This window comes from Amycolatopsis sp. NBC_00355, from assembly GCF_036104975.1.
Classification (GTDB): Bacteria; Actinomycetota; Actinomycetes; order Mycobacteriales; family Pseudonocardiaceae; genus Amycolatopsis.
Map to the genome: position 1 here is coordinate 8,037,501 of NZ_CP107982.1, position 12,428 is coordinate 8,049,928.

At 67.7% G+C, this 12,428-nt stretch carries 9 protein-coding genes and 2 rRNA genes (1 of these 11 only partly in view); 8 read left to right on the plus strand and 3 right to left on the minus strand.

Features of this window, described 5'->3' with window-relative positions:
- Window positions 1–1,782, plus strand: a 23S ribosomal RNA gene (locus tag OHS18_RS37000) (it extends 1,340 nt beyond the left edge of the window).
- 82 nt (window positions 1,783–1,864) lie between these two features.
- Window positions 1,865–1,981, plus strand: a 5S ribosomal RNA gene (rrf, locus tag OHS18_RS37005).
- Between the two features lie 556 nt (window positions 1,982–2,537).
- On the opposite strand, the gene OHS18_RS37010 is transcribed toward rrf, so the two are convergent.
- Window positions 2,538–2,987, minus strand: coding sequence for an Lrp/AsnC family transcriptional regulator (locus OHS18_RS37010; RefSeq protein WP_328444631.1), 450 nt, complete (start codon window positions 2,985–2,987; stop codon window positions 2,538–2,540).
- 112 nt (window positions 2,988–3,099) lie between these two features.
- Between OHS18_RS37010 and OHS18_RS37015 the strand changes: the two genes are divergently transcribed.
- The 5 genes from OHS18_RS37015 (at window position 3,100) to OHS18_RS37035 (ending at window position 8,989) form a co-directional block, all read left to right on the plus strand.
- Complete coding sequence (locus OHS18_RS37015; protein ID WP_328613889.1) at window positions 3,100–3,531, plus strand: rhodanese-like domain-containing protein; 432 nt, start codon at window positions 3,100–3,102, stop codon at window positions 3,529–3,531.
- A gap of 19 nt (window positions 3,532–3,550) precedes the next feature.
- Window positions 3,551–4,300 carry a type 1 glutamine amidotransferase gene (locus tag OHS18_RS37020; RefSeq protein WP_328613890.1) on the plus strand — a complete coding sequence of 250 codons (750 nt, stop codon included), beginning with the start codon at window positions 3,551–3,553 and terminating at the stop codon, window positions 4,298–4,300.
- A gap of 95 nt (window positions 4,301–4,395) precedes the next feature.
- Window positions 4,396–5,529: an inorganic phosphate transporter gene (locus OHS18_RS37025; protein WP_328613891.1), complete on the plus strand. Its 1,134-nt coding sequence runs from the start codon at window positions 4,396–4,398 to the stop codon at window positions 5,527–5,529.
- 39 nt (window positions 5,530–5,568) lie between these two features.
- Window positions 5,569–8,547 carry a bifunctional [glutamine synthetase] adenylyltransferase/[glutamine synthetase]-adenylyl-L-tyrosine phosphorylase gene (locus tag OHS18_RS37030; RefSeq protein ID WP_328613892.1) on the plus strand — a complete coding sequence of 993 codons (2,979 nt, stop codon included), beginning with the start codon at window positions 5,569–5,571 and terminating at the stop codon, window positions 8,545–8,547.
- Between the two features lie 10 nt (window positions 8,548–8,557).
- The gene (locus OHS18_RS37035) at window positions 8,558–8,989 is read left to right on the plus strand and encodes an acyl-CoA thioesterase (RefSeq protein WP_328444621.1); all 432 of its coding nucleotides are present in this window, start codon (window positions 8,558–8,560) and stop codon (window positions 8,987–8,989) included.
- A gap of 125 nt (window positions 8,990–9,114) precedes the next feature.
- On the opposite strand, the gene glnA is transcribed toward OHS18_RS37035, so the two are convergent.
- Window positions 9,115–10,539 carry a type I glutamate--ammonia ligase gene (glnA, locus tag OHS18_RS37040; protein WP_328444619.1) on the minus strand — a complete coding sequence of 475 codons (1,425 nt, stop codon included), beginning with the start codon at window positions 10,537–10,539 and terminating at the stop codon, window positions 9,115–9,117.
- Between the two features lie 270 nt (window positions 10,540–10,809).
- On the opposite strand from glnA, the gene OHS18_RS37045 reads away from it, so the two are divergent.
- The gene (locus OHS18_RS37045) at window positions 10,810–11,199 is read left to right on the plus strand and encodes an RDD family protein (RefSeq protein WP_328459068.1); all 390 of its coding nucleotides are present in this window, start codon (window positions 10,810–10,812) and stop codon (window positions 11,197–11,199) included.
- A 447-nt stretch (window positions 11,200–11,646) separates the two neighbouring features.
- On the opposite strand, the gene OHS18_RS37050 is transcribed toward OHS18_RS37045, so the two are convergent.
- Window positions 11,647–12,375, minus strand: a complete 729-nt coding sequence (locus OHS18_RS37050; RefSeq protein WP_328444617.1) for a DUF4191 domain-containing protein — start codon at window positions 12,373–12,375, stop codon at window positions 11,647–11,649.
- Window positions 12,376–12,428: the final 53 nt, after the last annotated feature.

Sequence of the window (12,428 nt, forward strand, 5' to 3'; positions counted from 1 at the left end):
AAGCTAGCGGTGGAGGGTGTGGGAGTGAGAATGCAGGCATGAGTAGCGAATGCAGAGTGAGAAACTCTGCCGCCGGATGACCAAGGGTTCCTGGGCCAGGCTAATCCGCCCAGGGTAAGTCGGGACCTAAGGCGAGGCCGACAGGCGTAGTCGATGGACAACGGGTTGATATTCCCGTACCCGAGCATGTGCGCCCATGACGAGGCGTTTGATACTAACCACCCAAAGCGCGCCGGCGAAGTCTTCGGATGGAGTTGGTGTTGTGGAGCGTGGGACCTGATTTCGTAGTAGTCAAGCGATGGGGTGACGCAGGAAGGTAGCTCCGCCAGGCGATGGTTGTCCTGGTGTAAGCGTGTAGGAGAAAGCATAGGCAAATCCGTGCTTTATATACTCTGAGACGTGATGCGTAGCCGTTTGAGGCGAAGTAGAGTGATCCTATGCTGCCGAGAAAAGCCTCTAGTGAGTGCATGCACGGCCCGTACCCCAAACCAACACAGGTGGTCAGGTAGAGAATACTAAGGCGATCGGGTGAACTGTGGTTAAGGAACTCGGCAAAATGCCCCCGTAACTTCGGGAGAAGGGGGGCCAAACATCCTGAAGCTTTTTACAGGCTAGGGGTGGGTGGCCGCAGAGACCAGCGGAAAGCGACTGTTTACTAAAAACACAGGTCCATGCGAAGTCGCAAGACGATGTATATGGACTGACGCCTGCCCGGTGCTGGAACGTTAAGAGGACCGGTTAATCCCTTCGGGGGTGAAGCTGAGAATTTAAGCGCCAGTAAACGGCGGTGGTAACTATAACCATCCTAAGGTAGCGAAATTCCTTGTCGGGTAAGTTCCGACCTGCACGAATGGCGTAACGACTTTCCGGCTGTCTCAACCACAGGCCCGGCGAAATTGCACTACGAGTAAAGATGCTCGTTACGCGCGGCAGGACGGAAAGACCCCGGGACCTTTACTATAGTTTGGTATTGGTTTTCGGTTCGGCTTGTGTAGGATAGGTGGGAGACTGTGAAGCGGTGACGCTAGTTACTGTGGAGTCGTTGTTGAAATACCACTCTGGTCGAATTGGGAATCTGAACCTCGGGCCATGATCTGGTTCAGGGACAGTGCCTGATGGGTAGTTTAACTGGGGCGGTTGCCTCCTAAAGAGTAACGGAGGCGCCCAAAGGTTCCCTCAGCCTGGTTGGCAATCAGGTGTTGAGTGCAAGTGCACAAGGGAGCTTGACTGTGAGACAGACATGTCGAGCAGGGACGAAAGTCGGGACTAGTGATCCGGCACCACCTGGTGGAAGGGGTGTCGCTCAACGGATAAAAGGTACCCCGGGGATAACAGGCTGATCTTGCCCAAGAGTCCATATCGACGGCATGGTTTGGCACCTCGATGTCGGCTCGTCGCATCCTGGGGCCGGAGTAGGTCCCAAGGGTTGGGCTGTTCGCCCATTAAAGCGGCACGCGAGCTGGGTTTAGAACGTCGTGAGACAGTTCGGTCCCTATCCGCCGCGCGCGTAGGATACTTGAGGAAGGCTGTCCCTAGTACGAGAGGACCGGGACGGACGAACCTCTGGTGTGCCAGTTGTCCCGCCAGGGGCATGGCTGGTTGGCCACGTTCGGAAGGGATAACCGCTGAAGGCATCTAAGCGGGAAGCCTGTTCCAAGATGAGGTATCCCACCCTTTGTGGGTTAAGGCCCCCAATAGACCATTGGGTTGATAGGCCAGATATGGAAGCACAGTAATGTGTTGTCGAGTTGACTGGTACTAATAGGCCGAGGACTTGTCTACGAAGGTGTTACGCATCCACTCTACGGTTTCTGAGACACCACACGGCTCCCTGTTTTTGGGGGGTGTGGTTGTTTCGTAGTGTTTCGGTGGTTTTAGCGTCAGGGAAACGCCCGGTCCCATTCCGAACCCGGAAGCTAAGCTTGACAGCGCCGATGGTACTGCAACCGAAGGGTTGTGGGAGAGTAGGACACCGCCGAACATTTTGTTGGGGAAGGGCCTGGTCTGGTCGAGAACCTCTGGTTCTCCCGGCCAGGCCCTTTTTCTATGCCCAAAACCCGTGCGGCCGGCACCGCAGCCAACCCCGTGTCGACCCTCCAATCACACGAGTCGACCTCCCAATCACGCGAGTTGACCCTTCAGACACGCGAGTCGGCTGTCTGGTCACGTGTTGACCTGTGAATCGCGGGTGCCGGCCCCTGGATCACGGGTGCCGGCGCTTCAATCACGGGAGCCGACCGTTCGGGTACACGAGCCGACTGCCTGGGCACGCGAGCCGACTGCCTGGGTACACGAGCCGACTCTTTGGGCGCGCGACCTGCCCCTCGCACGGTGCGCGAGTCTCGGCTTCACTTACGCTATATCTGCCTGGAATCACGTGGATCCCGGCTGGGATCATGCGAGAGCCGGCTGGGATCACGCGAATCCCGGCTCCGATCACCCGACACTCGGCCTCACGATCCGAATGACCCCCCCGCCTGATCACGACCGACGCCCCGCGGATCACGCGAGATGCCTCCCCAGACACACGTGATGCCTCACGACCGTCCCCGCCGAGCCAACGGGCGCCGGCGCAACGGCGATGACAGCACCAACGACGTTGTCGTCTCCCCGTATCGCTGCACCTTCTCGACCAGCTCCTCCAGCTCCGCCGTGTTCCGGCACAGCACCCGCAGGATCCAGCACTCGTCGCCCGTGACGTGGTCCGCGGCGATGACCTCCGGCAGCGGTAGCACCGCCGTCCGGAAGCGGGGGGTGTCCAGGCTGCGTACCCGGGCCCGGACCAACGCCTCGATCGGCAGCCCCAGCTTGGTCGTGTCCACGCTCGCCGTGTAGCCCGTGATCACTCCGCGCTCCTCGAGACGGCGGACTCGCTCCGTCACCGCCGAACCGGACAGCGACACCCGCCGCCCGAGTTCGGTGAAGCTCAGCCGACCGTCGTCCTGGAGGAGCTCGATCAGGTGCCAGTCGACGTCGTCGAGGTCCACCGTGGTTCTCCCAAGTCAGCAGGGGCGGAAACAGGGAAATCCCAGGCCGGCCCGGGCCTTCACCCCGATTCTGCCCTGTGTCCGCGACGCCGTGATCAGCAGGATTGACCCCATGACACGCACACTCACCTTCCCCGCCCCGGCTCCCGCCGAAGCCGCCGCCTACTTCGCGGCCGAGCTCGGCTTCGAGGTCGATCCGGACGACCTCGCCCGGGACTTGGACGCCGGCCGTACCGAGGGGTACGTCATCGTCGAGACCCGCGCTCCCGAGGCCTTCGCGCAGGCGCACCTTCCCGGCGCGATCAACCTGCCCTACCGCGACATGACGCGCGAGAGCACAGCTCACCTCGATCGCGACCTCGTCTACGTCTGCTACTGCGAGAGCAGCAACTGCAACGCCGCCACGAAGGGCGCGCTCAAGCTCGCCGAACTCGGCTTCCAGGTGAAACGGCTCTCCGGCGGCATCGCCGGCTGGAGAGCCGCCGGCTACCCCGTCGAGGCGCACGGCGAACCGGGCACGACCGGTATTCGCTGCGCCTGCTGACGCACTTACCCTGGAAGACGTGACACGACTGCTGATCATCCAGCCGGACGTCTCGGACCCGCTCGGTCCCCTCGGTGACTGGCTGACCGAAGCCGGCGCGGAACTCGACCTCCGGCTGCCGCCCGGGCAGGAGCTGCCCGGCGATCTCGACGGTTACGCCGGGGTCGTCTGCCTCGGTGGTGGCATGGGTGCGGAGGACGACGCGAAGCACCCGTGGCTCGCCGATGTGCGGCGCCTGCTGGCGAAAGCGGCGTCGAGGCAGCTCCCGACGCTGGGGATCTGCCTCGGCGCCCAGCTGCTGACCGTCGCGACCGGCGGCCGCGTCGAGGTCGGGCGCGACGGGCCCGAGGTCGGCCCGCACCTGGTCTCGAAGAAGGACGCCGCGTGGACCGACCCGCTCTTCGCCGACCTGCCGCTGATGCAGGACGTCCTGCAGTTCCACAACGACGCGATCACCCGGCTCCCGCCCGGCGCCGAACTGCTCGCATCCGCTCCGCGCTACCAGTTCCAGGCTTTCCGGTTCAACCGGTGTGTCTACGCTGTCCAGTTCCACATCGAGACGACGCCCGAGATCGTCGAGAGCTGGGCCGCGGATGAGCCCGAAATGGCGGAGCTGGCCCGGCCGGGATCGCTCGACCACGACAAGTTGATCACCGTGCACGACGACATCGCCGAGACGTGGCGTCCGTTCGCGCAGCGGTTCGTCCGACTGGCGTCCGGTGAGCTCCAGCCCGCCGCTGACAGTCAACGCTCGTTACCGCTGGCTTAACGGATAGCGTCACAATCGGCAACGGGCTGTTAACAACCTGCGTCACTCGTCAGGTACCTTGCGGGAAGAGTCCCCACAAGGGTGCGGAGGTCGGGGTGGACCCCTCGTTGCTGGTCGTGATCGTGGTCGTCACGGCATTGGTCTTCGATTTCACCAACGGGTTCCACGACACCGCGAACTCGATGGCGACGTCGATCGCCACTGGGGCACTCAAGCCCCGGGTGGCCGTCGCGATCTCCGCGGTGCTGAACCTCGTCGGCGCGTTCCTGTCGGTGGAAGTCGCCAAGACGATCTCCAGCGGCCTGGTGGACGACACGAAGATCGGCCCGTCGATCGTCTTCGGCGGGCTGATCGGCGCGATCGTCTGGAATCTCGTGACATGGTTCGTCGGGCTCCCGTCGAGCTCGTCGCACGCGCTGTTCGGCGGATTGATCGGCGCCACCTGGGTTTCGGCGGGCGCGGACTCGGTCCACTTCGGAAAGATCGTCGAGAAGGTCCTGCTGCCGGCGGCCGCTTCGCCGGTGATCGCCGGTCTCGTGGCGCTGGTCGTGACGTACTTCGTCTACCGCTTCCTGGTCCGGAACCGGCCGGCCACACGCGGTTTCAAGATCGGCCAGATCGTCTCGGCGTCGCTGGTCTCGCTGGCCCACGGCACGAACGACGCGCAGAAGACGATGGGCGTGATCACGCTCACGCTGGTCACCGTCGGTAGCCTCCCGCCGGGTGCCGCCCCGCCCGTGTGGGTGATCGTCAGCGCCGCCTGCGCGCTGGCCGCCGGCACCTACCTCGGCGGCTGGCGCATCACGCACACCCTCGGCAAGGGCCTGACCGACATCGAGGGCCCGCAGGGCTTCGCCGCCCAGACGAGCTCCGCGCTCGTCATCCTCGTCTCGTCGCGGCTCGGTTTCCCGCTGTCGACGACGCACGTGTGCTCCGGCGGCATCGTCGGCTCCGGTGTCGGCCGCCGCGAGGCGCCGGTCCGCTGGCGGATGGCCGGCCGGATGGTCATCGCCTGGCTGTTCACCCTGCCCGCCGCCGCGATCGTCGGTGCGGTCTCCGGCAAGATCGCCTCACTCGGCAGCGCGGGCACCATCGCCGTCGGCGTGGTCGGAATCGGGGTGGGCGCCGGAATCTGGCTGCTCTCCCGCCGCCACCCCGTCACCGCGCACAGCTTCCAGGTCCCCGAGCCGACGCCGGCCGACACCGAGCCGGGACGCCTGGCCGCCTGAGCCGGAATCAAGAGGCCGTTCCGGCTACGGTGGTTCGTGATGGCAGACCGCACGCGAACGACCGCTTCGGCGGCGAGGTACGGCTTCACCGACGCCCGTGCCGAGGGGCAGTTGCGCGCGGCCGGCTGGTGGGACGACGCCGGCCCGGTCGCCGCGGCGACCGACGTGCTCTCGGCGTTGTCCCGCGCCGCCGACCCCGATCTCGCGCTGCGCGGCCTGGACCGCATCCGCGAGGCCGACGGCGAAGAGTGGACGCGGCTCGACGAGCAGCTCCGCGAAAACCGGACGTTCCGCGGCCGGCTCCTCGGCGTGCTGGGGACGTCGACCGCGCTGGCCGACTTCCTGTGCGCGAACCCCGCGCAGTGGCACTCGCTGACCGGCAAGAAGAGCACGAACCCCGCCGGCTACCGGGAAGCCCTGCGCACCGCGCTCCTGCGTGAAGACGGTTCCGTGATCACCAAGCTCGAAGCCGAGCAGACGCTGAAGGTCGCCTACCGCGGCCTGTTGCTCGGCATCGCCGCCGCGGACCTGGGGCACCTCGTCGAGAGCGGGCTCGAGCAGCCGCGCTACGCCGAGGTCGCCGCACAGCTGACCGAGCTGGCCGAGGCCGCGCTCGCCGCCGGGCTCGTGGTCGCCGAGGCCGAGGTCGGCGCCTCGGCCGCCGACACGTTCGCGATCATCGCGATGGGCAAGTGCGGCGGCCGGGAACTCAACTACGTCAGCGATGTCGACGTCATCTTCGTCGGCGCGGGCGACCTCAGTGTCGCGACGCGGCTGGCGAGCACGACGATGCGCGTCACCGGCAACGCGTGCTTCGAGGTCGACGCGGCGCTGCGGCCGGAAGGCAAGGCCGGCGCGCTCGTCCGCACCCTCGAAGGCCACCAGAGCTACTACCTGAAGTGGGCCAAGACCTGGGAGTTCCAGGCGCTGCTCAAGGCGCGTCCGGTCGCCGGCGACGTCGAACTCGGCCGGCAGTACGCCGAGATGGTGGCGCCGCTGGTGTGGTCGGCGGCCGATCGGGACAACTTCGTCGCCGAGGTGCAGCAGATGCGCCGCCGGGTCGAGGGGCATGTGCCGTCCGAGCACGCCGAGCGCGAGCTCAAGCTGGGCCGCGGTGGCCTGCGTGACGTCGAGTTCGCGGTGCAGCTGCTGCAGCTCGTGCACGGCCGGGTGGACGACGAGCTGCGGTCGCCGTCCACGATGGACGCGCTCGCGGCGCTCGGCGAAGGCGGTTACGTGGGCCGGAAGGACGCGGCCGAGCTGGGCGCGTCGTATGAGTTCCTGCGGATGCTGGAGCACCGGCTGCAGCTGCGGCGGATGCGCCGGACGCACCTGTTCCCGGCGACGTCCGACACCGACGAGCTGCGGATCCTCGCGCGCGCGAGCGGCGTGAAACCGGCCGGCGGCAAGAGCGAAGGTGAGGCCCTGCTGGCGGAGTTCCGCAAGCACGGCAAGGGCATCCGGCGGCTGCACGAAAAGATCTTCTACCGGCCGCTGCTGCAGTCGGTCGCGAACGTGCCGACCGAAGCGCTCCGCCTGACGACCAAGCAGGCCGCCAGCCGCCTGGCCGCCCTCGGCTACACCGCGCCCGACGGCGCGCTCCAGCACATCAAGGCCCTCACCTCGGGCGTGTCCCGGCGCGCCGCGATCCAGCAGGCGCTGCTGCCCGTGCTGCTCGACCTGCTCGCCGACACTCCCGACCCGGACGGCGGGCTGCTGTCGTACCGCAAGGTTTCCGAGGCGCTGGAAGACACGCCGTGGTACCTGCGGGTGCTGCGCGACGAAGGCACGGTCGTCGAACGGCTGGCCATCCTGCTCGGCACGTCGAGGCTGGTGCCCGACCTGCTGGTCCGCGCGCCCGAGGTGCTGCAGCTGCTCGGCGACCCGGCGCGGCTGCTGGGCCGCACGCCGGCCGAGGTGGCGACGTCGCTGCGGGCGGCCGTCCGCCGCCAGCCCGGGTTGAACCCCGCGGTCACGGCGGCGCGGTCGCTGCGGCGGCACGAACTGCTGCGTGTGGCCTGCGCGGACCTGCTCGGGCTGCTCGACGTCCCGGCCGTGTGCGCGGCGCTGTCCAGCGTCTGGGTCGCGGTGCTGCAGGGCGCGCTGGCCGCCGCGTTCCGGCAGCGCCAGGCCGAGCTGGGCCGGACGCCCGCGCGGATCGCCGTCATCGGCATGGGCCGGCTCGGCGGCGCCGAGCTCGGCTACGGTTCCGACGCCGACGTGCTCTTCGTGTGCGAAGCGGCCGAAGGCGTCTCGGACTCCGACGCGGTGAAGTTCGCGTCGTCGGTCGCGGAGACCGTCCGGAAGATGCTGGGCGCGCCGAGCCCGGACCCGGCGCTGGTCGTCGACGCCGACCTGCGACCGGAGGGGCGCAGCGGCCCGCTGGTGCGGACGCTGGAGTCGTACCGCGCCTACTACGCGCGCTGGGGCGAGGTGTGGGAGGCGCAGGCGTTGCTGCGCGCCCGGTTCATCGCCGGCGACGACGACCTCGGGCACCGGTTCATCACGATGATCGACCCGATCCGCTACCCCGAAGGTGGCCTGGACTCGACGAAGGCCCGCGAGATCCGCCGGATCAAGGCACGCGTCGAGACCGAGCGGATGCCGAAGGGCGCGGATCCGACGCGGCACACGAAGCTCGGCCGCGGTGGTCTCGCCGACGTCGAGTGGACGGTGCAACTCCTGCAGCTGCAGCACGCCCACGCCGTTCCCGAACTGCGGACGACGTCGACGCTCGACGCCTTGGCGGTGCTCCCCGGCGCGGGCCTGGCCGAGCAGTCCGAAGCGGACTCGCTGGCCGAGGCGTGGCTACTGGCGACCCGGGTGCGCAACGCCGGGATGCTGGTGCGCGGCAAGGCCGTCGACGAGGTCCCCGGTTCGGGCCGTGACCTGGCCGCGGTGGCGCGGGTGCTCGGCCAGACCGCGGAGGACGACCCCGGCGAGTTCCTCGACACCTACCGCCGCATCACGCGCCGCGCGCACACGGTGGTGGAGCACCTGTTCTACGAGGCTGATTAAGGTGGGGCGCGTGACCGATCGAGAGCCGTTCCGGACCCGGATCAAGGTCCGCCACTACGAGCTGGACACCCTGGGCCACCTCAACCACGCCGTCTACCACTCCTACGGCGAGGTTTCGCGGCTCGAGCTGCTGGAGCAGGCGGGCGCGCTCAACGGCATCGAGGGCTTCGCGGCCGTGCTCCTGGAGTCCCACATCGTGTTCCGCCGCGAGATCCGCGCGGGCGACGTCGTCGACGTGACGTGCGACGCGAAGTTCGGCAGCGGCAAGACGTTCTCGATGGACTCGAACATCTACAAGGCCGACGGCACGCTGGCCGCGGAGATCACGTGCACGCTGGGCCTGATGGACCTGGAGCTCCGCAAGCTGGCGGCGGACCCGCGTGGCCGCTTCGCCGAGGCGGGCGCGGACCTGAAGCTGCTGTCGACGGCCGAAGGCGACTGAGGCAGCTTTCCGGGGATTCCGGGTGGCGAAGCCCCGGTTGTCACGGAGCCCGGACGAAAAGAACGCCGGCGGCGAGGGCGTTTCCGCTCCTCGCCGCCGGCGTGCCCAAGGGACGCGTCAGCGGATCACACGTCGTAGTACAAGGCGAACTCGTACGGGTGCGGGCGCAGGCGCAGCGGGTCGATCTCGTTTTCGCGCTTGTAGGAGACCCACGTCTCGATCACGTCCGGCGTGAACACGCCACCCTCGAGCAGGTAGTCGTGGTCGGCTTCCAGCGTGTCGAGGACCGTGCCCAGGTCGCCCGGGACCAGCTTGACATTCTTGGCCTCTTCCGGCGGGAGCTCGTAGAGGTCCTTGTCGATCGGGTCCGCCGGCTCGATCTTGTTCTTGATGCCGTCGAGCCCGGCCATCATCATCGCCGAGAACGCCAGGTACGGGTTGCCCGAGGAGTCCGGGCAGCGGAACTCGGCGCGCTTGGCCTTCGGGTTGTTGCCCGTGATCGGGATCCGGACGCACGCGGAGCGGTTGCGCTGCGAATAGACCAGCGAAACCGGGGCCTCGAAGCCGGGGACCAGGCGGTGGTAGGAGTTCACCGTCGGGTTCGTGAAGGCCAGCAGGCTCGGGGCGTGCTTGAGCAGGCCGCCGATGTAGTGGCGCGCGGTGTCCGACAGGCCGGCGTAGCCCGACTCGTCGTGGAACAGCGGCGTGCCGTCCTTCCACAGCGACTGGTGGCAGTGCATGCCCGAGCCGTTGTCGCCGGCGAGCGGCTTCGGCATGAACGTCGCGGTCTTGCCCGCGGCGAACACGGTGTTCTTCACGATGTACTTGAACAGCTGCAGGTCGTCCGCGGCGTGCAGCAGCGTGTTGAACTTGTAGTTGATCTCGGTCTGGCCGGCGGTGCCCACCTCGTGGTGCGCGCGCTCGATCTCGAAACCGGAGCCCTGCAGCGCGCGGACGATGTCGTCGCGCAGGTCGGCGAAGTGGTCGACCGGCGGAACCGGGAAGTAGCCGCCCTTGAACTTCGTCTTGTAACCCTGGTTGCCACCGACCTCTTCGGTACCGGTGTTCCACCAGCCCTCGACGGAGTCGATCTCGTGGAACGAGGCGTGCTCGGCGGAGTCGAAGCGGACCGAGTCGAAGATGTAGAACTCGGCTTCGGGGCCGAAGTACACGTTGTCGGCGACGCCATACTCCGCGATGTACTGCTCGGCCTTGCGCGCGATGTTGCGCGGGTCGCGGCTGTACGCCTCACGGGTGAACGGGTCGTGCACGAAGAAGTTCAGCGAGAGCGTCTTCGCCTTGCGGAACGGGTCGATGCGCGCCGTCTCGGGGTCCGGCAGCAGCAGCATGTCCGATTCGTGGATCGACTGGAAGCCGCGCACCGAGGAGCCGTCGAACGCGAGTCCTTCTTCGTAGGCCTCTTCGGTGAAGGCCTTCGCGGGGACCGTGAAGTGCTGCATCACGCCGGGCAGGTCACAGAACCGGACGTCGATGACTTCGACGTCCTCGTCCGTGATGAGGCGCTGAATGTCGTCTGGAGTAGTGGGCACCCTCGGTGACTCCTTCTCGTTCGAGCTCGTGCGGCAGTGCTCTCTTCGGCTCACGCTAAAAGCGCGGTGTTGCCCGACCGTCACCCGTATGTTTCGCCGGTGTTAACGGGTCGCCGGATATCGGGTATCCGACCAGGTCGGATGTGCTCTGCGCCACCGGCATACCCTGGACGGGTGGCGAGATGGACCGGAGAATGGCTGCCCGGCACGGGTGACGGTGGCCAGAGTACTGATCAGGACGGTTCGCGCTGGCCGGGAGAGAAGCTCGGCCTGCCCGAGTCCGGCGTCGGCTCGGCGGCGAGCGGCGGGACCCGGCTGCTCGGGCTGCTCGTCGACCTCGTCATCGCGGCCCTGGTCACGGCCATCTTCGTGCACCCGAACCTGCAGGACCCGGTGGCCATGCAGAACTTCAACCTGTGGTCCGGCGGCGTCTGGGCGGTGATCTCGGTCGCCTCCGCCGGCTTCTTCGGCTTCACCCCCGGGATGGGCGTGGTCGGCATCCGGGTGGCCCGCCTCGACGGCGCCGCTCTGGTCGGCCCGCTGCGGGCGCTGGTCCGGGCGGTCCTCACGTTCGTGATCATCCCGGCCGCGATCCGCAACGCCGACGGCCGCAGCTGGCTCGATCGGCTGACCGGCACGGTCGTCATCCGGCTGCGCTGACCACCCGCCGCGAGCCGTAGCAGAGGCAACTGGAACCGGCTGTGCTGACCACACGGCCGTCGGCAGCCGCAGCGGACGCTGACTGGTCAAGCGGCCCGCCTGCGACCTCGGCCCAGTAGGCCCGATGGATCCGGCTGCGCTGACCACACGGCCGTCGGCAGCCGCAGCGGACGCCGACTGGTCAACCGGCCTGCCAGCGGCCTCGGCCAGGTAGGCCCGACATCGGCCGGCCGGTGGTCTCGGCAGCCTCCGGCGTCGGCCTCTGCCCGGCTTGGTGTCGGAGCAGCGCTCCCGGAGGGCGCCCCTGGTATCGGCCGGTGTCGGCACCGCGCCATCGGCGGCGCTGGGTGCGTCCCGTCCGAAACCCGCCGCCGAACCCGCTGCCCCGGCACCCGCGCACGAGAAAGGCCCCGTCCACCTGGACGGGGCCTTTGTCGTCTGTGCGGGTCAGCGGCGACGGATCGTGCGCTGGACGTTGCGCATCTTCGCGCCGGCGGGCATCGGGCCCTTGGGCATCGCCGCGCCGCGGTTGCCGAGGGCGGCCAGCTTCGCCTCGAGGGCGTCGACCTGGGCCGGCTTGAGGTTGCGCGGCAGCTTCATCAGGAAGCCCTGGAGCTTCTTGAGCGGGATCTGGCCCTCTTCGTGGCCGATCGTGACGTCGTAGATCGGGGTGTCGCCGATCAGCCGGGAGACGCGCTTCTTCTCCTGGGCGAGCAGCGTCTTCACGCGGTGTTGCGCGCCCTCGGCGACGAGCACCACGCCCGGGCCGCCGAGCACGCGGTGCACGGCGTCGAGCTGGGTCGTCGCGGCGACGGTCGGCGTCACCTTCCACTTGCCGCGGAGGTTCTCGAGCGCCCACGCCGCCGCGCCGGGCTGGCCGTCGGCCTTCGAGTAGACCGTCTTCTGGACGCGGCGGCCGAAGATGATCATGGCGAGCAGCGCGCCGAGGATGATGCCCAGGGGGAGCAGCACCCACTGGGAGTCGAAGAAGAAGCCGATGCCGAAGGCCACACCTGCGACGACGACGATCGCGCCGACCATCCAGGGGATGAGCCAAGGGTCTTCCTTGCGCTGCATCTTGAAGGCCTCGAAGAGCTGGCCACGCCGGGCCTTGCTCGCCGCGCGCTTCTCCTTCTTGGCCTGCTTGGCCGCTTCCTTGTCCTGCTGTCCCGCCATCTGCCCAGGATACGGCCGCGTGCCCCTGCCCGGATTCCCCGTCCCCCTCTGCG